Below are 20,628 nucleotides of genomic sequence, written 5' to 3' on the forward strand. Positions count from 1 at the left end.
CGTCATGCGGGAACGGGCTGGCATTTCGGGCAGAAGTAAATATCGCGTTCCTCCTCGCCGTTCGGCTTTCCCAGGAGGCCGCGCCGGATGGGTGTACCGCATTTGAGGCACGGCTGGCGTTCCCGGCCGTAGACCCAGTAGCCGGGGCGGCCGGCCATCCTGCCGACGGGCATGCCGCGCGTGTTGAGGATGGTGACGCGGCGTCCGGGGCCCAGGTTGACCTCCAGGAGCTGCTTGGCGTCGGTCATCATGGTGCGGATGTCCGGTACCTCGGAGACCGGCGTTGCAGGATGCACGCCGGAGAGGAAGCATGCCTCGCAGCGGTAGATGTTGCCGATGCCCGCAAGGTTGCGCTGGTCCAGCAGCGCCACGCCTACCGGAACGTCCGGCCGTGACCTGACCCTGCGCTCGGCTTCATCGAGGTCCCAGTCCGGGCCCAGGAGGTCCGGGCCGAGGAATCCCACGATCGAATCCTCGTTGTCCGTTGCCACCACTTCGAGCAGGCCCAGGGAGAACCCGACGGCGTCAGCGGCCGCCGTGCGCAGCACGCACCGTGCCGTGAAGCCGGGTTTCCGCCACCTGCCGCCGGGAGGATAGACCTGCCACGTTCCCTCCATCTTCAGATGTGAGTGGATGGTGAGCTTCTTGTCCTCCGGGCTGACAACCCGCATCAGGAGGTGCTTGCCGCGGGGAACTACCTCGGCAACGGTCCAGCCAGCCAGGTTCAGCGTGGCAAAGCGCGGGACGCGGAAGTCCGAGGCCAGCAGCTTTTGCCCCGCGAGGGCCTGGTGCAGCTGGTGGGCGGCCCGCCAAACCGAGTCGCCCTCAGGCACGGATCCTCAGTCCCTTAGGGGTTGAATAGGCGCCGGCTGCGCTGAGGGCGGCAGCCACCGGGGTGTCCAGGATCCCGTGGCCGTTCACCTTTTCCATGATCAGCTTGTCCACCGCCCCGCGGGTCACGACACCCACCAGCGCGGCACCGGCCGCCGCCAGGACGTCATTGTCAGAGCTGAAAGCCAGCAGCGTCTTGCCGCCGCGTTCCACGTACAGGACCAGTGCGCCGTCCACCAGGACCACCAGCGCACCCGCTTTGCGGCCGGGCCGGTGGCCGGTGCCGGCGTCGTCCTGGACCGCCGGCCAGGGCAGGGCAGCCCCGTAGGGGTTGGCGGGATCGCTGGCGGCAAGCGCCAAGGCCACAGGCTCCGCCTTGGCCAGCTGGGTGTCCTCACTGTACGAGCGCAGCCGGTCCACGGTGGCGGGAACGGCAAACTGGGCGGCGCCCAGGTGTTCGATGAAGTACCCGCGGCGGCAGCGGCCGGCCTCCTCCAGCCGTGCCAGCACCTTGTACATCAGGCCGAAGCCGCCCAGGATCTGCTCGGCCATGACCGAGCCCCTGGTGACCACCCCGTAGCGGTCGAGCAGGAGCTCAGCGGTGGCCCGGGCATGGATGGTGGGATCGAGTTCCGGCTCCGGAAGGGCGGACCAGCGGCCGGCCGCAGTGGGCGGCGTGGCGGCCCCGGCTGAACCGTAGCGTCCGTCGCCGTAGCGCCCACCGGACAGCCCGGGGGAGCCCATCAGCCCGGTGCCGTGGGAACGGCCCAGCCTGCTCAGGCGCGGTGCCCTGGCCCGGGGTGCCCGGGCCACCTGGCGGTGGGCGGTGTGGCCGCCGGCGATCAGTGACCTGACCGGGGCGAAGGTGTCCCCGGTGATCCTGCCTGCCCAGGCAAGGTCCCACAGTGCCGTGACCACCTCCTGGTCGGTGAGGACGGCGTCCATGCCGCCGGCCACTTCGGTGAGCTGCCGGAAGAAGTAGCCGCCGCCGTTGGTGCGCAGGTGGTCCAGGAGCCGCCGGCCGGCGTCGCCCGCTTCAAAGTCGGGGGCAGGGTTGAGGGTCAGTTCCACGGAATCGGCAAGGTGCAGGCTGATCCAGCCGTCGTTCCCGGGCAGCGCTCCCGCCCCGGACCAGAGGACCTCGCCGGCGGCCATCAATTCGTCCAGCATGGCTGGCTGGTAGTTGGACACCCGGCTGGCCAGGACCAGCGGCTCCCACGCCGAGGCCGGGACCGGCACGCCGGAGAGCTGGTCGATGGCGGTGATGATGCCGTCCAGTCCCCGCAGCGAGGGCTGGCCGCGCCCGCCGCCGGGTGTCCGGACATGCTGCCACGCGGGGAGGAATCGCCCATAGGCGGCAGCGTCCACCGGCTCCACCTCGGCGCGTAGCGCAGCCAGGGAACGACGGCGGAGCTTGCGGAGGACTTCGGCGTCACACCATTCGCTCTGGATAGCGTGCGGAATGTCGGGTGCAGGCGCATGCCCGGGAGGCCCTTCCGCATCATCAGTCAGCTGGCTTCCGGTGTCCAGCGCGGCCCCATGTGGTGCGTCTTCAGGACGCGCTGCCTCCGGCGTTCCGGCGCCGGGCGGTGTCACGTGCGGCCGGAATTCCCCCTCGACCACGCGGCCATCGGCCGCGAGCCGTTTCAGGGCGGTGCCCACCACTGCAACTCCAAGACCCAGCCGGGCGGCGGCTTCCGCGGCCGTGAACGGTCCGTGCGTGCGGGCGTACCGCGATACAAGGTCACCCAAAGGATCCGCCACCGGCTCGATGAACGCGAGCGGGACCCCCATGGGCAACGGCACGCCGATGGCGTCGCGGAGGCGGGCCGCGTCCTCCACCGCCGCGTAGCGTTCCACACCGCCGATGTTGACCCTGATCGCCCGGTTGGCGCGCTGCAGGGCGGCCAGATGCGCAGCAGCCTCCGGGACCGTTCCACTGGCTTGGGCGGGACGGGCTTCAAGGGCTTCGGTTTCGGCAGGCCTGGTCTCGGCAGGTTCGGGCCCGCCCGGCTCCACCACCGGCTCCCCGGCCTCGGCAGCGTTGGCCACGGGCGTGCCTTCCAGCCGTTCTGCCGTTTCCTCCGGCGTCAGGGGGCCCAGCAGCCGCAACAGGTCCGCCACCCCTTCCATGCCGCGCGCGCGGCGGTCCGGAGCCAGGCGCTGCAGTTCGCGCTCGGTGGCCTCGATGACTTTGGCGTCAAGGAGCTCCCGCAGCTCCACGCGGCCCAGCAGTTCGTTGAGCAGGGTGGAATCCAGGGCCAGGGCGGCCGCGCGCCGCTCGGCCAGGGGCGAATCGCCTTCGTACAGGAACTGGGCCACGTAGCCAAAGAGCAAGGACTTGGCGAACGGTGAGGGCTGCTGCGTGGTGGTCTGCACGATCCGCAGCTCCCGCCGTTCCACGGACGCGGCGATGTCCTTCAGGGCCGGGAGGTCGTAAACGTCCTGCAGGCACTCGCGCACCGTTTCGAGCACGATGGGGAAGGTGGGGTACTTCCGGGCCACATCAAGCAGCTGCGCTGACCGCTGGCGCTGCTGCCACAACGGCTGCCGCTTGCCCGGGGTCTGCCGTGGAAGGAGCAGCGCCCGGGCGGCGCACTCCCGGAACCGGGAGGCGAACAGGGCGCTTCCGCCCACCTCGGCGGTGACGATCTGCTCCAGTTCCTCGGGGTCGAACAGGAAGAGCTCGGCGCCGGGCGGCTCGTCCTCCATCATCGGCACCCGCAGGACGATGCCGTCGTCGGCCGCCATCGCCGAACCGTCGAGCCCGTACCGCTGGTGGAGCCGCTGACCCACAGCGAGGGCCCATGGCGCGTGCACCGGCATTCCGAACGGGCTGTGCAGGATCACCCGCCAGTCGCCCAGTTCGTCATGGAACCTCTCCACCACCAGCGTGGTGTCGCTGGGAACCACCTCGGTGGCCTGCTTCTGCTCGTTGAGGTACTGGATGAGGTTGTTGGCCGCGAAGTCATCCAGGCCGCTGGCCTTGCACCGCTCAGCGGCGGGGCCGGCGTCGGAGGCCGACAGTTCCCGGACGAACGCGCCCAGGGCACGGCCCAGGTCCACTGGCCGGCCCAGGGAATCGCCCTTCCAGAACGGCAGCTTCCCTGGCTGGCCGAACGCCGGGGAGACCAGCACGCGGTCGTGGGTGATGTCCTCGATCTTCCAGCTGGTGGCGCCCAGGGCAAAGACGTCGCCCACGCGGGACTCATACACCATCTCTTCATCGAGCTCGCCGACGCGCCGGCCGCCGCGGGGCGCGCGCGCCGGCTTGCCGTCCTCGGCGGGGGAGGCGGCGCCCTCGGCCTCGGTGCCGATGATGTAGACGCCGAACAGGCCGCGGTCCGGGATGGTGCCGCCGGACGTGACGGCCAGCCGCTGGGCGCCGGGCCGGCCCTCGATGGTCCCCGCGTTCCGGTCCCACACGATGCGGGGACGGAGCTCGGCGAATTCGTCTGACGGGTACCGGCCGGCCAGCAGGTCCAGGGTGGCTTCGAAGGCGGAGCGGGGGAGCGAGGCGAACGGGGCGGAGCGGCGCACGGTACCGAACCATTCCTCGACGTCGATGCTGCCCAGCGCGGTGGCGGCCACGGTCTGCTGCGCCAGGATGTCCAGCGGATTGGCCGGGATGCTGAGCCGCTCGATCTTGCCGTCCAGCATCCGTTCGACGGTGATGGCGGTGTGGACCAGGTCCGCGCGGTGCTTCGGGAACAGGACGCCCTGGGAGATCTCACCCACCTGGTGCCCGGCGCGGCCCACCCGCTGCAGCCCGCTGGCCACCGACGGAGGGGACTCCACCTGCACCACCAGGTCCACGGCACCCATATCGATGCCGAGTTCCAGGGACGACGTGGCCACGACGCACCGCAGCCGCCCCGATTTCAGGTCGTCCTCAATCAGTGCGCGCTGGTCCTTGGACACCGAGCCGTGGTGGGCGCGCGCCAGGACCGGGTCAGCGCCCGACGTAGCCCCCGCCTGCGCCATCATATGGGCTGGCGTGGCCGTCGAGGCAGGAACACCCGACGCCGGTCCCGCCCACGGGTCCGCAGCGCCGTCATGCCCTTCCGGAGCCGGATCATCCCAGCCGCCGCCCACCGCAACCAGCTGGCGCTCGGCGTAAATTTCGTTGAGCCGGGCCGTCAGGCGCTCGGCCAGGCGGCGGGAGTTGGCGAAGACGATGGTGGACTGGTTGGCCAGGACCAGGTCCACGATCTTCTCTTCGACGTGCGGCCAGATGGAGGCCTGCGGCTGCAGCCCCGACGCCGGGCCCGAGTCGAAGGCACCCGCGGCGCCCTGCAGGTCCGACATGTCCTCCACCGGTACGGATACCGTCAGGTCCCAGGTCTTCCGGGCAGGCGGGGCCACGATCTCCACCGGAGCGGAGCCGGCCAGGAACTGGGCCACGAGTTCGCGGGGCTCCACGGTGGCGGAGAGCCCGATGCGCTGGGCGGGTTTGGGCAGCAGCGCGTCCAGCCGCTCCAATGAGACAGCCAGGTGTGCGCCGCGTTTGGTCCCGGCCACGGCATGGACCTCATCGATGATGATGGTGTCCACCTCGGTGAGGGTTTCCCGGGCCTTTGACGTGAGCATGAGGAACAGCGATTCCGGGGTGGTGATCAGGATGTCCGGCGGGCTGCTCAGCAGCGCGCGGCGGTCCGCAGCAGGTGTATCCCCGGAGCGGACGCCGACGGTGATCAGCGGCGCCGGAAGCCCGAGCCGCTTTGCCGTCTGCGTGATGCCGATCAGCGGGGAGCGCAGGTTCCGCTCCACGTCGACGCCCAATGCCTTGAGCGGCGAGATATACAGGACCCGGGTTTTGCGCTTGGGCGCCCGCGTCCGTCTTCCCTTGGCGGGGGCCTTCGTGGCGGGGGCCTCAGTGGCGGCGTCCGCAGGTGCTGCCGGTGCCGCGGCGAGGAGCCGGTCCAGGGCCCACAGGAAGGCGGCGAGGGTCTTTCCGGAACCGGTGGGGGCCACCACCAGTGCGTGCGAGCCGGAGGAGATGGCGTTCCAGGCGCCTGCCTGCGCCGGCGTGGGTTCAGAAAACGCGCCCAGGAACCACTCACGTGTGGGCCTGCTGAACTGGCCCATGGGCGCAGCGGCAGCCGGCTCCTTCCCGCCGGGCCTGCTCTTACCGGCCGGGGCGTGCTCCTGGGTCATGCCTCCATCATGCCCCACGGCACTGACAGTAATGCCGGGGCTGCCGGAACACGCGCCCGGGCCCTCCGGGGCCGCCCACTCAAGCGGTGCCCGCCGTCGGCAGGTCCTTGGTGGCCGGCCCTTCCAGCAGCTTGCCCTCATTGGTGAAGCGCGAGCCGTGCAGGGGGCAGTCCCACGTCTTTTCGTTGTCGTTCCAGTGCACGATGCCGCCCAGGTGCGTGCAGACGGCCGAGAGCCGGCAGGTGGTGCCGTCCACGGTCGAGACCGCCACGGGCCGGTTGCCTTCGCGGTGGACCTTGCCCTGGCCCTCGGCGGGGGCCGCTGCCGAGCCTGCCGCCGCGGGCGCCGGCGGCTGCCCCGCGCGCCCCTTGCCGCCGTCGAACCTGCGGCCCTCCGCCGTCACCTTTCCCCAGTCGGTGGCCAGCCTTGCGGCCACGCCGGCATTCAACGCGACGGCGGAGAACGCACCGGCCGGGGACGTCACCCGGTGGTGGATGGTGTTTGCCCAGGGCACCTGGCCGCCCAGGATGTCCGCTGAGATGTCCAGTGCGGCGGCGACGGCGTTCGTCATTCCCCATTTGTTGTAGCCCGTGCCGAAATAGATGTGGCCCTTGCCACGGGGGAGCTTGCCGAAGAACGGCATGAGGTTGGTGGGCATGTAATCCTGCGCGGACCACGTGTGCGTGGCCACAGCGCCGGGGTAGTGTTGGCCGGCCCAGTCGAGCAGGCCGGCAAGGTGCGCTTTCTCCGACGGCGTCCGGCCAACATGGTGCCCGTGGCCGCCCACCAGCAGCAGTTTCCTGCCATCCGCCTCGTAGTCCCGCAGGGAGTGGGTGGGCTGCTCCACGGAGATGTACATGCCCGGCGGAGGTGCCTGGCCTTCCTGCAGGTCCAGCGCGGCGGCGTAGGAACGGCTTGGCGTCAGCTTTGCGAAGTACAGGCCCCGGTCCAGGACGGGGATGCCGGTGGCCAGCACCACCCGGTCCGCCCGGACGCTGCCCCGGTTGGTGCGCACGGCGGCGGGTGTGTCGCCGGTGACGTCCTGCAGGCGGACCCCGCTGACAACGTGCCCGCCGCGGCCGCGGATATCGGCGATCAGTGCGTCGATGACCTCGAGCGGGTTGATCTGCGCCTGCTCCCGCATCCGGACGGCGCCATGGACGGGGAACGGCAGCCCGGCGTCGCGCACGTACTCCACGTCCAGCCCCGCGGTGCTGGCGGCACTGATCTCCTCGCGTAGCTTCTCGGTGCCCTGGGCAGAGGCTGCGTAGGTGTACGCGTCCCGGCGCTGGTAGGGCACCTTTTGTTCGTCCAGGTAGCGCAGCAGCCACGCCTGCCCTTCCCGGTTTCCGTCCACATAGGCCTGCACCTGCTTCGGTGAATACTGCCGAGCCAGCTGGGACAGGAACGTGCCCTGGAGCAGGGTTACTTTCGCGGTGGTGTTGCCGGTGGTCACCGCCCCCGGGTAACGGGCTTCGAGCACCAGCACGTTCTGTCCCGAGCGCGCCAGCAGCAGCGCGGCCACCAGTCCGGTCAGCCCGGCTCCGGCAACCACGGTGTCATACCTGGTGTCCGGTTCGAAGGGATCAGATGTAAAGGTCTGCGCGCGGTCCAGCCAAAGTGACGTCATGCCAGTCCAACCTGCCTCCGGTCCATGGCCCTGCGGGCCGCTTTTGTGATGGCTCCGTTACGGGCGCATCCTGTCCGCCGTGGTTTTGATAAGTATACTTACGATGTCGGGGTTTAAGTCCATGGTCAGGCATTACGGTCACGCATCGCCCGGCAGCCATCAGAACGACACGAGCAGGAGACATCATGACGAACATGAATTCCGGCGGTCGCACCGTGGGCCGGACCAACATCCAAAACGCCACCCTTGCCGTAGGCGTGGTCTTCCTCCTGGTGGGAATCCTGGGGTTCATCCCAGGCATCACCACCAACTACGACTCACTGGGCTTTGCCGGGCACGGCTCCGGCGCCATGCTCCTGGGCCTTTTCCAGGTCTCGATCCTGCACAACATCGTCCACCTGCTGTTTGGTGCGGCCGGCATCGCCATGGCCCGCACCGCCGCCGCCTCGAGGAACTACCTTGTGGTTGGCGGGGCCATTTATCTGGTGCTCTGGCTCTACGGCCTGCTCATCGGCCACGACAGCGCTGCCAATTTCGTTCCGGTCAATACCGCGGACAACTGGCTGCACTTCATCCTGGGCGTTGCCATGATCGGCCTGGGCGTGGCCCTGTCGCGCGGCATGGCGGGCCGCACCACCACCGCCACGAGGTAGAACCCCGGAACGTGGTGCCCGCCCGCGTGGATTTCGACGGCGGCGCACAAGCACTGAAGGCGGCCCGGCTTGATAGCCGGGCCGCCTTCAGCCGTCCGCTGGAACTTATGCCCGGGGCGGGGCCGGCGGTCAGGCCGGCTGGAACGCCCCGATGGTGAGCAGGACGATATCTGCGTTGCTGCAGGCCTTGGTGGGCTGCGGCAGGAAGAGCGAGTCGGTGTCCTCGGGAGGGTAGACACGGTAGCCTGCGGCGTCCACCAGGGTGCAGCCCATGTAGTTGCCGGCCTGGGTGTAGCGCAGCACCGCGGTCCCGGTCTGGCCCGGGGCCAGGACGACGTCCACGACGCCTGCGGATTCGTCGCGCTGGGCCGGCGCGCCAATGGGGGCGCCGGCGGCGTCGGCCACCAGGGAGACTCCGGGGAAGCCCTTGAGGAGGCAGGGTTCCGCACCCTTGTTGGTCAGGTTGAGCTTCATGTAGACGCTGCCGGCCGCGCCGCCGCCGGTGGCGTCGGTAGCTGCGGTGAGGCCGGCCGCCTTGCACAGGGCAGGGGCGCTGCCACCCGTTGCATCGGAGGACGGCGGCGAGGACGGGGACGGCGTTGAGGTGGCGGGCGCCGGCGAGGTGGTGGTGGCGGTGGGACTTGCGGACTGGCTGGCCTGGCCCGTGGCCGGGGTCGTGGTGGATTGCGACTGGGGCTGGCTCGGCCCGCACCCGGTGAGCAGGAGGGCAGTTGCTGCTGCCGTGGACATGACTAACCCCTGGGACATTTTGTGAGACCTCATGGCATTACCTTCGCGGCACTGGTGCCCTGCGTCAACGATGCCACCGGCTGCACCGCACATTTGATGCCCGGATCGTGATGATCCGGGCATCAAATGCCGGCTACTTGCCGCTTTGGTCTGTGCCTGCGGCGCCCCCGGCCGCATTCCTTGGCGCCGGGCGCCGTGCCCCGCTCCGAAGCAGGGCCGCGGCGCCGAGGACCAGCCCGCCCAGGCCCGCGGCGAGGCCCGCCCAGCTGCGGGCGTCCGCGCCGCTGTCCGTAACGGCAGCAGCCTGCACGGTGGACGTGTCACCGGAGTGCGCGGACCCGGCTGAGTGCGCCGCTTCCCCGTGCCCGTCGGCGCTGGAGGCCCCGGTGATCGTCATGGCGGGAGCGGGCGCCTTGAGGCTGTGCGGGTCCTGGCCGCCCGTGGCAGTTTCGGACCAGTCGGTCTGGCCGCTCTCGCAGGTCTGCAGCGTGGGGAAGTTCAACGTGGTTCCGGCGGCATCGGGCAAGTGCACGGAAAGGACCAGCGCATCGCGGAGTTCCGGGTTCAGTGGAGCCCTTGCGGTATAGACGATCTGGCTGGTTCGCTCGGTGATGCTCGAGCCGTCCGCCAGTTTCCTGGGCTCGGCGAACGTCTCCGTCACCTTTTCCACGGTCCAGTTGGGGTTGACGGTGGGCTGGGCGTCATTGAGTTCCGGGGGAAGGGTGATCGCCACCTTGGTGGTGGGGGACGAGTCGCAACCGTGCGGTATGCCGAAGGTCAGCAGGGCGTAGGAGCCCGCGTCGGTTTTGTCGGGTGTCACGCCCACGTGGGCTGAGGCGCCGCCTGCCGCTGCCAGCAGCAGCGCCGCGGCGCCCCCGGTGGCTGCGGTGGTGGTCAGGGCACGGCGAAGCATGGAGGTTGTCATGGGATTTGCCTTTCTGGCGCACGCCCGGGTTCCGGGGTGCAGGAAAATGGGTCCCCCGACGCCGGCCGGAATGCCAGATGCGGGGGATTAGGAAGAGGGCACGACGGCGGAAGGCGGGCCGCGTCGACTGTCTTGCCGGAGGTTGCGCCACGGCTGCCGCGGCAGCGGAAGGGGCCCGAACGGCCCGGAGAAGCGGGGTGTGGGCACGGGGGCCACCGGCCGCGGGAGGCCGGCCAGGGGGCGCAGCCACCCGGCGAGGGCCCACAGTGCGGCCTCGCCCCTGGCAAGGAGGAGGGCACAGCCAAGGGTGGCCGCGGCGTGCGCTGCCAGCATCAGTGGGGCCAGCCCCGGGTCCGCAGGGCTCACGTGCTCCGCGAAGGGAGCAAGCCCCGGGAAGCCGGCCAGGGTTGTGCCGTGCACGTGGCGTGCAGGGGGCCCGGCGGCGGGGACGGGGGCGCTGAATGCCGTCAGCAGTTCGTGCAGCGCCAGTTGGCCACCGGCCAGGAGGGCGCCCACGGCGGGAAAGGAGAGGCGGAGGCGTGTTGCGGCTGTGCTGGCAAGTGCGGTCAGCGCCAGGACGGCCAGCAGGATGCCGGGCGAGGGGAGTTGACCGCCGCCAGCCACGTGGGCGCCGGCCGCCAGGGACAGGATACCGGCAGCCAGGCTTGAGGCACGGAACAGGTGGAAGGGAGTGCGGGGAGTACGGCCAGTCACGGCTGCTCCTCCCTGTGTCGGTAGCGGGGGCCTGTGTCGGTAACGGGGGTCCATGGCACGGGTTCCGGCCGCTGCAATTCTATCCGTGCCGGGGCGCTCCCTGAGTCAGTCGGTCTCCGGACCGCAGCAGTAATGGCAGTCCTCGGGGCACTCGCTCATGCCGGGCTCCCCACCAGGTCGAAGCCGTCGGCGATGTGGAAAAGCCGGCGGCCTCCGGCGGCCGCCGTCACCCAGACGACGTCGCCGTCCTCCGTCCTGGTGTCCACCAGTCCGGCGAAGGCGGTGCGCCCGTTCCTCCGCAGTTCGACGCTGTCGCCAATCTCGACGTCATCCCAGCGGGGGGCTCTTACGCGGCTCGTCATTGAAGTCACGGCATGTCCTTTGGATGGTTGCAGGGGGCTGCGGCCATTGCAGCGGCTGATTTCATCAAACAGCCGCAGCGCTGCCTTGAACAATGGAGCAGTGACCACGCCGCCTGCCCGCCCTTTGTGCAGCGCTCCAGCGCTAGACTGCCTGCGTAAGTGTTGGCGATCGAAGGAGAAGTTCATGGACTACACCGGAAGCCAGTCCGAAAAGGCGGTTCCCGCCGGTGATCTGGGCCGCAGCCATATTGGGCAGACCATCAGTTTCCAGCCGAACGAGTTCACGGTCGTGTTCGGCAAGCTCGCCGGAATCGCGCGGACTGAGGCCATGGTCTACCTGTCCCTGACGGGCGTGGGCAACGGCACGCACCTGAAGGACGAATACGACCTGCCCGTGACGCACGAGGTCTACGTTCCGGTGGACGTTATTTCCAACGCGGAGTCCACCATCAAGGACCTGTTCGGCAAGGTCCAGGAAAACCTCCGCGGCGCTGGCCACAAGGGGGAGGACCGGACGGACCGCCTGTAGCGCGGCCTGCGGTATCGCTGAAAGGGAAGGCCGGCGCCCGGCGCATTTTGCTGTGGGGCCGGCCTTCCTGCTGTCCGGGCCTGCCAGCCCCGGACGAAATTTGTTGAACAATGCCTTGCGGGAATTGTTCAACAACCTGTATCGTCGTTCGGGACGACCACTGTGACTCCAGTCACCCCGAACAATGGATGGACCATGGCAGATACCGGCACGAAACTGAAACTGAGCTCCTCTGCCCGGCGCACAGCCCTCCTGGGGGCTATGTTCCTGATGGCCACAAGCGCCATCGGGCCGGGCTTCATCACCCAGACCACCGTTTTCACGGCGCAGATTGGCGCCGCCTTCGCTTTCGCCATCCTGGCGTCCATCCTGATTGACATGGCGGTCCAGATGAACGTCTGGCGCGTCATCGGCGTCACGGGCCTGCGGGCCCAGGAACTCGGCAACAAGGTGCTTCCCGGCGTCGGCTGGCTGCTTTCGGGACTGGTCTTCCTTGGCGGCGTGGTCTTCAACATCGGCAACATCGCCGGAACCGGCCTGGGCGCGAACGCAATGCTCGGCGTTGACCCGAAGCTCGGCGGAACCGTCTCCGCCGTCGTCGCCATCCTGGTGTTCCTCAGCAAGAAGGCCGGCATGGCCCTGGACCGGATCGTGGTGCTCCTGGGTGCCGTCATGATCCTGCTGATGATCTATGTGGCCGTCGTCGCCGCCCCGCCGCTGGGTGAGGCGCTGAAGAACACCTTCCTGCCCGACACTGTGGATTTCCTCATCATCACCACACTGGTCGGGGGCACGGTGGGCGGCTACATCACTTACGCCGGGGCCCACCGGATGCTGGACTCCGGCGCCACCGGGATCAGGCATGTCCAGCAGATCACCCGCAGCTCCATCCTCGGCATCATCGTCACCGGGGTCATGCGTGTGCTGCTCTTCCTGGCCATCCTGGGTGTCGTTGCCGGCGGAACCGTCCTGACCAGCAACAACATGGCAGCCGAGGCCTTCGGCGCCGCTGCCGGCGAAATCGGCCTGCGCATGTTCGGCATTGTCCTGTGGGCCGCCGCCATCACCTCCGTCATCGGTGCGGCCTTCACCTCCGTCTCCTTCATCACCTCCTCCCGGACCCCCGAGCGCAAGCGGAACCTCATCACGGTGGCCTTCATCGCCGGCTGCGCCCTGGTGTACTTCTTCCTCGGGCAGGCTCCCCAGCAGCTGCTGATCTTTGCAGGTGCCTTCAACGGTCTGATCCTGCCCGTGGGCTTCGGTGTCCTCCTGTGGGTGGCGTGGCGCCGCCGGGACCTGATGCACGGTTACGCCTACCCCAAGTGGCTCCTCCTGCTGGGCGTGGCCACCTGGCTGATCACCCTGTTCCTCGGCTGGAACTCGATGCTCGGCCTGGCGAAGCTGTGGGCATGATCAACCGGCCCTCCATGCTGCCCTCCGCCGCCCGCGAGGCATTCCGCGACGGCCTTGTCGAGCCGACGGCGGGCTGGTCCCGCGGATACGCCCAGGCGAACGTCCTGTCCATCCCACGCGAGTACGCCTTCGACTTCCTGCTGTTCGCGCAGCGGAACCCGAAGCCGTGCCCCATCCTGGGAGTGCTGGAGGCCGGTGAGACCACAGGTCCGCTGCTGGCCGGAGGTGACATCCGTACCGACGTGCCCCGGTACACGGTGTACCGCGACGGCGTGAAAGTGGACGAGCCCACCGATATCAGCGGCTACTGGCGCGATGACCTGGTGACCTTCCTGATTGGCTGTTCCTTCACGTTCGAGGCCGCCCTGCAGGACGGCGGAATCGCCATCGCCCACATCGACCAGGGCGTGAACGTACCGATGTACAGCATCAACCGCCAGTGCGCGCCGGCCGGCCGGATGTCCGGTCCCATGGTCGTCTCCATGCGCCCGATCCCCGCAGCCCAGGTGTCGGATGCCGTGCGCATCACCTCGCGGTACCCATCGGTGCACGGTGCCCCTGTCCACGTCGGCAACCCGGAGGAGCTGGGCATCGCCGACCTGTCGCGCCCGGACTTCGGGGACCCTGTAGTGATCCCGGACGGACATATCCCCGTCTTCTGGGCCTGCGGCGTCACTCCGCAGGCTGCCGTCATGGAGTCCCGCCCGCCCCTGGCCATCGGCCACGCACCCGGGCACATGCTGATCACCGACGCCCGGGACAGCGACTACCTGATCCCGTAACGCCCGTCCCGTACTACCGAAAGGCCGGTGCCGCCCTCAGTGGGCGGCACCGGCCTTGGCGGTTTTTGGACTCTCGTGTTTCCGGCCCCTGGTCTCATAAGGCGGCGGACCCCGCCAGGTGGCACAGCAGTTCTGCTTCCGCTGCATCGAGGTACTCGCGAAGTTCGGCCGCGGCCTTTTCGTTTTCGCCCGCCCGGAGCCGCCTGACCAACAGCACGTTGCGGTCCACGTAATGGCTGTGGAAGTCCGGGGCCGAAGACATGGCGTAGAAGACCAGGCGCATCTCGGCCAGCACGCGGTCCATCATCCGGCCCAGGGTTCCGCTGCCGGTAAGGCCCACGACTTCTCTGTGGAAGGCCTGGTTGGCATCGGCCATGTCAGCCACGGAGCCTGCGTCCCGCGCAGCCTGTGCGCGCCGGACTACGGCTTCCATGGTGTCCAGCTTCTGCGGAGTAACCTCTCCCCAAAGCACCGCCGCCGGCTCGATGGCCCTGCGCACGCGGTAGATCTCCCGGACGTCCTCCGGGCCCGGAGAGGCCACGAAGACGCCGCGGTTGGGGATGCGGCGGACTATGGATTCCTCCGCCAGGGCAGTAAAAGCCTGCCGGAGCGTGTTGCGGGACACCCCAAGGGCCGCGGACAGGGACTGCTCTGAGAGTTTGGTTCCCGGGGTCAGCTCACCGCCGGCGATGCCGTGGCGGATCCTTGACGCGATCCAGGCGGTGGTGTGCGCGTGTTCGGCAGCGCCGTCGGACCTATCCTCTCCAGACACAGCATTCATGCCGCATTCCCCCCCAATAGCGTGGACAACCAGTCTAGGCGACGGTTTCCAGGCGACGGTTTCAGGCGACCGTGCCCAGCACCTCGCCCCGCGCCACGGCAGTGCCGGGCACCTGCGCGCCCCGCCGGAACGTCCCCGCCTCTTCCACCGAAACCACCGTTTCCATCTTCATGGCCTCCAAGACCGCAACGGGCTGTCCGGCGCCGAGCTCCGCACCGTCATCGGCCAGCCACTTGACCAGATTTCCGCCCATGGGGGCCGTGACGTGGCCGTTCGCAGCAGGCGCATCGGCGGCGGACGCGGACGGCGCGGCGGGTCCGCCGCCACCGTGCATCAGCGCGTTGAAGACTGTTGCAGGGAGGCCGAGCTGGACCGCCTTGCCATCGATCTCCACGGTCAGCGTCTCCCGCCGTGCCACCGGGCCGGCGGCAAAGCTGTCCAGGGCGGACTCCAGCCGGCCCGCGAAAGCGGACTCAATCCAGGTGGTGTACACGCCCAGCCGGTCCTCCGCGGTGAAATCCGGGTCGCGCACCACGGCGCGGTGGAAGGGAACCACGGTGGGCACACCTTCGATCCGCAACTCGTCCAGGGCAGCGCGGGCACGCCGCAGGGCCTGTGCCCGGTCCGCCCCGTGGACGATCAGTTTGGCCATCAGGGAGTCGTATTCCGACGGCACCACGGAGCCCGAGCGCACTCCGGAATCCACCCGGATGCCCGCGCCGGTGGGGGCTTCGAAGACATCCACGGGGCCGGGGGAGGGCAGGAAGCCGCGGCCGGCGTCCTCGGCGTTCAGCCGGAACTCGATGGCATGGCCCACCGGCTCCGGGTCCGACGTGACGGAGACCGGGAGCCCTGCCGCGATGCGGAACTGTTCGCGCACCAGGTCCATCCCGGACGTTTCCTCGGTGACCGGGTGCTCCACCTGGAGGCGGGTGTTGACCTCCAGGAAGGAGATCACGCCGTCCGGCGCCACCAGGTATTCGACCGTCCCGGCGCCGGTGTAGCCGGCTTCGCGGCAGATGGCCCGGGCTGACTCATGGATGCGGCTGCGCTGGTCGGCGGTGAGGAACGGCGCGGGGGCTTCCTCCACCAGCTTCTGGTTGCGGCGCTGCAGGGAGCAGTCGCGGGTGCCCACCACCACCACGTTGCCGTGGGTGTCCGCCAGCACCTGGGCTTCGACGTGGCGGGGCTTGTCCAGGAACCGTTCCACGAAGCACTCGCCCCGGCCGAAGGCCACGGTGGCTTCCCGGACGGCGGAGTCGAAGGCGTCATCGATGTCTTCGAGCCGGTACGCGATCTTCAGGCCGCGTCCGCCGCCGCCGAAGGCCGCCTTGATGGCCACCGGAACACCGTACTGCTCCGCGAACGCGCGCACCTCGGCGGCGTCGGCCACCGGACCGTCGGAGCCGGGCACCAGCGGAGCGCCGGCGCGCACGGCGATCTCGCGGGCGGTGACCTTGTTGCCCAGGCTGCGGATCGCTTCCGGTGAGGGGCCCACCCAGGTGAGTCCGGCGTCGAGCACAGCCTGGGCGAAGTCCGCGTTTTCGGACAGGAAGCCGTAGCCGGGGTGGACCGCGTCTGCGCCGGCACGGGCCGCGACGGCCAGGAGCTTTCCGATGTTGAGGTAGGTGTCGGAACTGGCCGAGCCTTCCAGCGGGTAGGCCTCGTCACTGAGGCGCACGTGCAGGGCGTCGGCGTCGGGGTCGGAGTAGACGGCAACGGATGCCAGCCCCGCGTCAGTGCAGGCACGGGCGATCCGGACGGCGATTTCGCCGCGGTTGGCGATCAGGACTTTCTTCATGGTGGCTTCTTTCACAGGCTCGGGGTGGAGGTCAGGGGCCGCAGTGTTTCCGGGTCCACGGCGGTGAACCGGAGCGGAGTGCCGGGCGGGAGCTGCGCTGCCGCCGGCAGATCCTCGGGGATGACGGCGCCAATCACGGGGTAGCCGCCCGTCACCGGGTGGTCGGCAAGGAACAGGACGGGAAGGCCCGACGGCGGCACCTGCAGCGAGCCGGCCACCACGCCTTCGCTGGGGAGTTCTTCGGTCCGTGCCCGTTCCAGCGCGGTGCCGCTTCCGGTGGTGTCCAGCCGCACTCCGATGCGGTTGGACTCCGCGGTCACGGTCCACGTCTGATTGGTGAGGGCGGCGCGGGATTCAGCGGTGAACCAGTCCTGGCGGGGGCCGGGGGTGATGCGCAGGATCACGGGCCGGTCGGCGGTTCCGGCGGCCACGTCGGGTGGCAGCGTGGACGGTTCCGGGTCGCCCACGATCCGTCCACGGTCCACAGCGCCAACCGGAAGCACGGTTCCGGCCGCCAGCGGTGCCGGTCCAATGCCGGACATCAGGTCTGTTGAACGGCTTCCCAGGACGGGTGGAACGTCGATTCCGCCCCGGACGGCCAGGTAGGTGCGCAGGCCGGCGGAGGGCTGGTCCAGGCTCAGGGTATCGCCGTCGTGCAGTGCGAAGGGTCCGTACATGGGGGCCCGGCGGGAGCCGTGCGGCCCGTCGATGCTGGCCGTGACGGGCGCCCCGCTGAGGGCCGCGGTCAGTTCGCCGCTGGCCCGGACGGCCAGGCCGCCGAGGACATTCTCCACCACCGCGTCGCCGGGCGGGTTTCCTGCCAGCCGGTTGGCCTGCCGGGCACTGGCGGTGTCCGCGGCGCCCGCGGCGGAGACGCCGAGATCGCGGTACCCGGCCCTGCCCAGGTCCTGGATCAGGGACTGGGGGCCGGGGGTGATGACTTCCAGGGCGGGGCCGGTCCCCGCCGGCTGGGCCTGGGCGTGCTGGGCATCGGGTGCTTCTTCAGTCCCGCCGCGAACCTCCACCAGTTCCCGCACGGCCACGTACTGGACCCGCTGGCCGGGGCGCACCAGCGCCGGCTGGTCGCGGTCCAGGTCCCACATCCGGGCGGCGGTGCGGCCGATCAACTGCCAGCCGCCCGGTGAACTGCGGGGGTAGACGGCGGAGAAGTTGCCGGCCATCGCCACCGAACCTGCGGGCACCGCCGTGCGCGGCGTGGTCCGCCGGGGAACGTTGAGGGCCTCATTCTCGCCCACCAGGTAGGCGAAGCCCGGGGCGAAGCCGCCGAAGGCCGCCGTCCATAGCTGCCCGGTGTGGGCGGCCACCACGCCGTCGGTGCTGAGGCTGGTATGGGCCGCCACTTCGGCGAGGTCCTCGCCGTCGTAGACCACCTCGATCCGCACGGGCTCCCCGTCGGCAGCCGGTCCGTTGGACGCGCCGGGATCCGCGAAGGTGATGCCGTCCCGCGCTGCCCGCGCACTGGCAGTGGAGTCGAAGACCGCCATGACGGTCCGCGCCGCGGCCAGGACGTCCACCTGGCCTGCCGGCGGATTCTGCAGCAGCTGGGCGTGCAGGGCCAGGACGTCAGGCAGGGAATCGAGCTCGATGAGCAGGGCCCGCGGGCCGGCCCAGCGGATGGCGGGGGAGCTCACACGAAACTCCTGATGCCCACGCCGGCGGCCTCCAGTTCGCGGCGGACGGCGGCGGACATGGCCACCGCACCCTCGGTGTCGCCGTGGAGGCAGATGCTCTCCGCGCTGGTCCTGATGACCGTGCCGTCATGGGCGGTGATGGTCCCCTCGGTGGCCAGGCGGACCATGTTGGCGGCCACGATGTCCTGGTCATGCAGGACGGCGCCCTTCTCGCGGCGCGAGACCAGGGTGCCGTCGGGGTTGTAGGCGCGGTCCGCGAAGGCTTCGGCGACGCCCCGCAGGCCGGCAGCCTCGGCCGCCGTGAGGGCGGCGGAGCCGGGGAGCAGGAGCAGGGGCAGGTCCCCGCCGAATGCCTTCACGGCGTCCACCACCGCCTGGGCGTGGGCCCAGTGCGTGACGATGGTGTTGTACAGCGCGCCGTGCGGCTTCACGTACTGGATGCGCCCGCCCGCTGAGCGGGCAAGCGCATCCAGGGCGCCCAGCTGGTACAGGACATCGTCGGCGAGCTCCGTGGGGGAGCAGTCCAGGAAGCGCCGGCCGAAGCCGGCCAGGTCCCGGTAGCCCACGTGGGCGCCGATGGTGACCCCGGCGGCCACGGCGTCGCGGCATGTCTGCGCGATGGTGGTGGGGTCTCCGGCATGGAAGCCGCAGGCCACATTGGCGCTGGAGACCGAGCGGAAGATCGCGGCGTCGTCGCCCATCGTCCAGTTCCCGAAGGATTCCCCTACGTCGCTGTTGAGGTCAATGAAGGCCATAGTGATTCCCGTCTCCTTTAAGTGGTTACTTCAGGATGCACGAGAATCTTGGATTGTTCAACAATTCGGCGGCTTTAGTTCATGAAATTGTTGAACAGGCCCTCAATACGCTTTGACGCGCTGCTCCACCACCAAGTGGACCAGGGCGAAAACGCCGTCCTTGTCGATGGCCGTGAAAGCGGCATCGAGGGCGGCCGGAATGCCCCGGTCTGCGGTGACGGTGACGCCGAAACCTCCAAAAGCCCTGGCCATCAGCCCGAAGTCCGGGTTCTTCAGCTGCGTGCCCGAAATCCGTTCCGGGTAGTGCCGTTCCTGGTGGCTGCGGATGGTGCCGTACTCCTGGTTGTCCATGACGATCACCAGGGGCGTGGCGCCGTACTGGGCGGCGGTGGCCAGCTCCTGTCCGTTCATGAGGAACTCGCCGTCCCCGGCGATGGTGACAACCCGCCGTCGTGGTTCTGCCAGCGAGGCCGCAACCGCGGAGGGGATGGAATATCCCATCGAGCCGTTGCGGGCGCTGAGCATGGAGGCGTAGCGGCGGGTGGGGAAGTACCGGTGCGCCCAGTTCGTGTGTTCGCCGGCCCCGAACGTCACCACCGCATCCTCCGGCAACCTGGGGACGAGGTTGGCCATCAGGGTGTCCATCCGGGCCTTTCCTGACGCGGGAGCAGCCGGCGGCAGCGCGGCGAAGCGTTCCTGCTCGGCACGCATCCTGCCCGTCCACGCTTTCCACTCCTCCTTTACCGGCAGGGTGATTCCTTCGAGGCCGCGGACGAACGCGTCCGGCTTGGCCAGGATCTGCCGGGACACCGGGCCCGACCGTCCCCGCAGCGAGGGGTCCACCGTGACCAGGAAATTTTCCTTGTCCCAGTCCTGCCGGCAGACGAAACCGTCCGTGATGACGTCGCCCGGGACGGTCCCGACGAACACCAGCAGATCGGTCTCTTCCAGCAGGTCGTAGGTGGGGCGGGGCCGGCCGTACCCGATAGGCCCCACGTAGGAGGGCGAGTCGAAGGGGACCGTCCCCTGGGTGCGCCACTCAGCCGCGGCGGGGATGCGGTGCCGTTCCAGCCACGCCGTGAGCCGGTCTGCGGCATCCTGGGTCCAGTCGTTGCCGCCGGTGACGAAGAGCGGCTTGCTGGATGCGGCGAGCGCGGCCGCCAGCGCCTCGGCGTCGGCGCTGCCCATGCCTCCGGCGGCTACCGGGATCGGCGGGTGCAGCCGGGCGGGGACCTGCTGCCTGATGACGTCCTCGGGCAGGCCCACCACCACGGGTCCCGGCCGTCCGCTCATCGCAGCGAACATGGCCTCCGCCACGATCTCGGACGCGCGTTCCGGGTGGTCCAGCACCATGACGCGCTTGGCCCCGGTGTCGAACCAGGACTTGATGTCGAACTCCTGGAACGCCTCGCGGTCCCGGTGGGCGAAGGGAATAAGGCCAACGAACAGCAGCAGCGGGGTGGAGTCCTGCCAGGCGGTATGCAGCCCCACGTGGGCGTTCGCGGCGCCGGGACCGCGGGTCACCATGGCCACGCCGGGGCGCTGGTTCATCTTGCCGTCGGCCTCGGCCATGTACGCGGCTCCGCCTTCGTGGCGGCAGACGACGGTCTCGATACTGGAGTTGTGCAGGCCATCGAGCACGTCCAGGAAGCTTTCGCCGGGAACCACGTAGCTGCGCTCCACGCCGTGCGCCGCCAGGGAATCGACGATGACGTGTCCGGCGGACTTCAGTGCGTGCTGTGCGGGATCCGCTTGGCCGGGCTGGCGGTCACGGCGTTCGACGGCGGCCGGCAGCTGTGCGGCGGCACGTGGCGGGTGGGTGGTCAGGGCGGACTGCGGCTCTGGTGTCATGTTCTTTCTCTGTTGGATGGGCAGGGTTATGCGGCGGAAACT

At 69.5% G+C, this 20,628-nt stretch carries 16 protein-coding genes; 4 read left to right on the top strand and 12 right to left on the bottom strand.

The features are described from left to right. Nucleotides 1-2: 2 nt before the first annotated feature. The 3 genes from AC3IMC_RS13135 to AC3IMC_RS13145 form a co-directional block, all read right to left on the bottom strand. Nucleotides 3-833, bottom strand: coding sequence for an Fpg/Nei family DNA glycosylase (locus AC3IMC_RS13135; protein WP_490918987.1), 831 nt, complete (start codon nucleotides 831-833; stop codon nucleotides 3-5). Continuing rightward, nucleotides 826-5,988, bottom strand: a complete 5,163-nt coding sequence (locus AC3IMC_RS13140; protein ID WP_490918988.1) for an Lhr family helicase — start codon at nucleotides 5,986-5,988, stop codon at nucleotides 826-828. Before AC3IMC_RS13140 ends, AC3IMC_RS13135 begins: the two co-directional genes overlap by 8 nt. 79 nt (nucleotides 5,989-6,067) lie before the next feature. After that, the gene (locus AC3IMC_RS13145) at nucleotides 6,068-7,618 is read right to left on the bottom strand and encodes an FAD-dependent oxidoreductase (protein ID WP_490918989.1); all 1,551 of its coding nucleotides are present in this window, start codon (nucleotides 7,616-7,618) and stop codon (nucleotides 6,068-6,070) included. 194 nt (nucleotides 7,619-7,812) lie between these two features. Between AC3IMC_RS13145 and AC3IMC_RS13150 the strand changes: the two genes are divergently transcribed. Next, on the top strand, nucleotides 7,813-8,271 hold the full coding sequence (locus AC3IMC_RS13150) for a DUF4383 domain-containing protein (RefSeq protein WP_490919084.1): 459 nt from the start codon (nucleotides 7,813-7,815) through the stop codon (nucleotides 8,269-8,271). A gap of 129 nt (nucleotides 8,272-8,400) precedes the next feature. Here AC3IMC_RS13150 and AC3IMC_RS13155 read toward each other — a convergent pair whose 3' ends face one another. The 4 genes from AC3IMC_RS13155 to AC3IMC_RS13170 form a co-directional block, all read right to left on the bottom strand. Continuing rightward, nucleotides 8,401-9,021 (bottom strand): DUF4232 domain-containing protein, encoded by a 621-nt coding sequence (locus AC3IMC_RS13155; RefSeq protein WP_490918990.1) that lies wholly within the window; start codon nucleotides 9,019-9,021, stop codon nucleotides 8,401-8,403. Nucleotides 9,022-9,154: 133 nt separating this feature from the next. Continuing rightward, a complete protein-coding gene (locus AC3IMC_RS13160) occupies nucleotides 9,155-9,946 on the bottom strand; it encodes a YcnI family copper-binding membrane protein (protein ID WP_490918991.1) in 792 nt (263 codons plus the stop codon). A gap of 87 nt (nucleotides 9,947-10,033) precedes the next feature. Further along, nucleotides 10,034-10,660, bottom strand: coding sequence for a hypothetical protein (locus AC3IMC_RS13165; protein ID WP_490918992.1), 627 nt, complete (start codon nucleotides 10,658-10,660; stop codon nucleotides 10,034-10,036). Between the two features lie 155 nt (nucleotides 10,661-10,815). Next, nucleotides 10,816-11,022: a hypothetical protein gene (locus tag AC3IMC_RS13170; RefSeq protein ID WP_490919085.1), complete on the bottom strand. Its 207-nt coding sequence runs from the start codon at nucleotides 11,020-11,022 to the stop codon at nucleotides 10,816-10,818. Nucleotides 11,023-11,206: 184 nt separating this feature from the next. On the opposite strand from AC3IMC_RS13170, the gene AC3IMC_RS13175 reads away from it, so the two are divergent. The 3 genes from AC3IMC_RS13175 (at nucleotide 11,207) to AC3IMC_RS13185 (ending at nucleotide 13,746) form a co-directional block, all read left to right on the top strand. Continuing rightward, nucleotides 11,207-11,551, top strand: a complete 345-nt coding sequence (locus AC3IMC_RS13175) for a hypothetical protein (protein ID WP_221385497.1) — start codon at nucleotides 11,207-11,209, stop codon at nucleotides 11,549-11,551. Nucleotides 11,552-11,746: 195 nt separating this feature from the next. Continuing rightward, the gene (locus tag AC3IMC_RS13180) at nucleotides 11,747-12,964 is read left to right on the top strand and encodes an NRAMP family divalent metal transporter (protein WP_490918993.1); all 1,218 of its coding nucleotides are present in this window, start codon (nucleotides 11,747-11,749) and stop codon (nucleotides 12,962-12,964) included. Continuing rightward, nucleotides 12,961-13,746 (top strand): putative hydro-lyase, encoded by a 786-nt coding sequence (locus AC3IMC_RS13185; protein ID WP_490918994.1) that lies wholly within the window; start codon nucleotides 12,961-12,963, stop codon nucleotides 13,744-13,746. Before AC3IMC_RS13180 ends, AC3IMC_RS13185 begins: the two co-directional genes overlap by 4 nt. Nucleotides 13,747-13,840: 94 nt before the next feature. Here AC3IMC_RS13185 and AC3IMC_RS13190 read toward each other — a convergent pair whose 3' ends face one another. The 5 genes from AC3IMC_RS13190 to AC3IMC_RS13210 all read right to left on the bottom strand — a co-directional run bounded on the left by AC3IMC_RS13190 (nucleotide 13,841) and on the right by AC3IMC_RS13210 (nucleotide 20,586). Next, nucleotides 13,841-14,527, bottom strand: coding sequence for a GntR family transcriptional regulator (locus AC3IMC_RS13190; RefSeq protein WP_490918995.1), 687 nt, complete (start codon nucleotides 14,525-14,527; stop codon nucleotides 13,841-13,843). 61 nt (nucleotides 14,528-14,588) lie between these two features. Continuing rightward, on the bottom strand, nucleotides 14,589-16,328 hold the full coding sequence (locus tag AC3IMC_RS13195; protein ID WP_490918996.1) for an acetyl/propionyl/methylcrotonyl-CoA carboxylase subunit alpha: 1,740 nt from the start codon (nucleotides 16,326-16,328) through the stop codon (nucleotides 14,589-14,591). Between the two features lie 11 nt (nucleotides 16,329-16,339). Continuing rightward, a complete protein-coding gene (locus AC3IMC_RS13200; RefSeq protein WP_490918997.1) occupies nucleotides 16,340-17,980 on the bottom strand; it encodes a 5-oxoprolinase subunit B/C family protein in 1,641 nt (546 codons plus the stop codon). Next, on the bottom strand, nucleotides 17,977-18,735 hold the full coding sequence (locus AC3IMC_RS13205) for a LamB/YcsF family protein (RefSeq protein ID WP_490918998.1): 759 nt from the start codon (nucleotides 18,733-18,735) through the stop codon (nucleotides 17,977-17,979). The genes AC3IMC_RS13200 and AC3IMC_RS13205 overlap by 4 nt, the downstream gene beginning before the upstream one ends. 102 nt (nucleotides 18,736-18,837) lie before the next feature. Next, on the bottom strand, nucleotides 18,838-20,586 hold the full coding sequence (locus AC3IMC_RS13210; protein ID WP_490918999.1) for a thiamine pyrophosphate-dependent enzyme: 1,749 nt from the start codon (nucleotides 20,584-20,586) through the stop codon (nucleotides 18,838-18,840). Nucleotides 20,587-20,628 lie beyond the last annotated feature (42 nt).

It is taken from the genome of Arthrobacter sp. E70 (assembly GCF_058266945.1).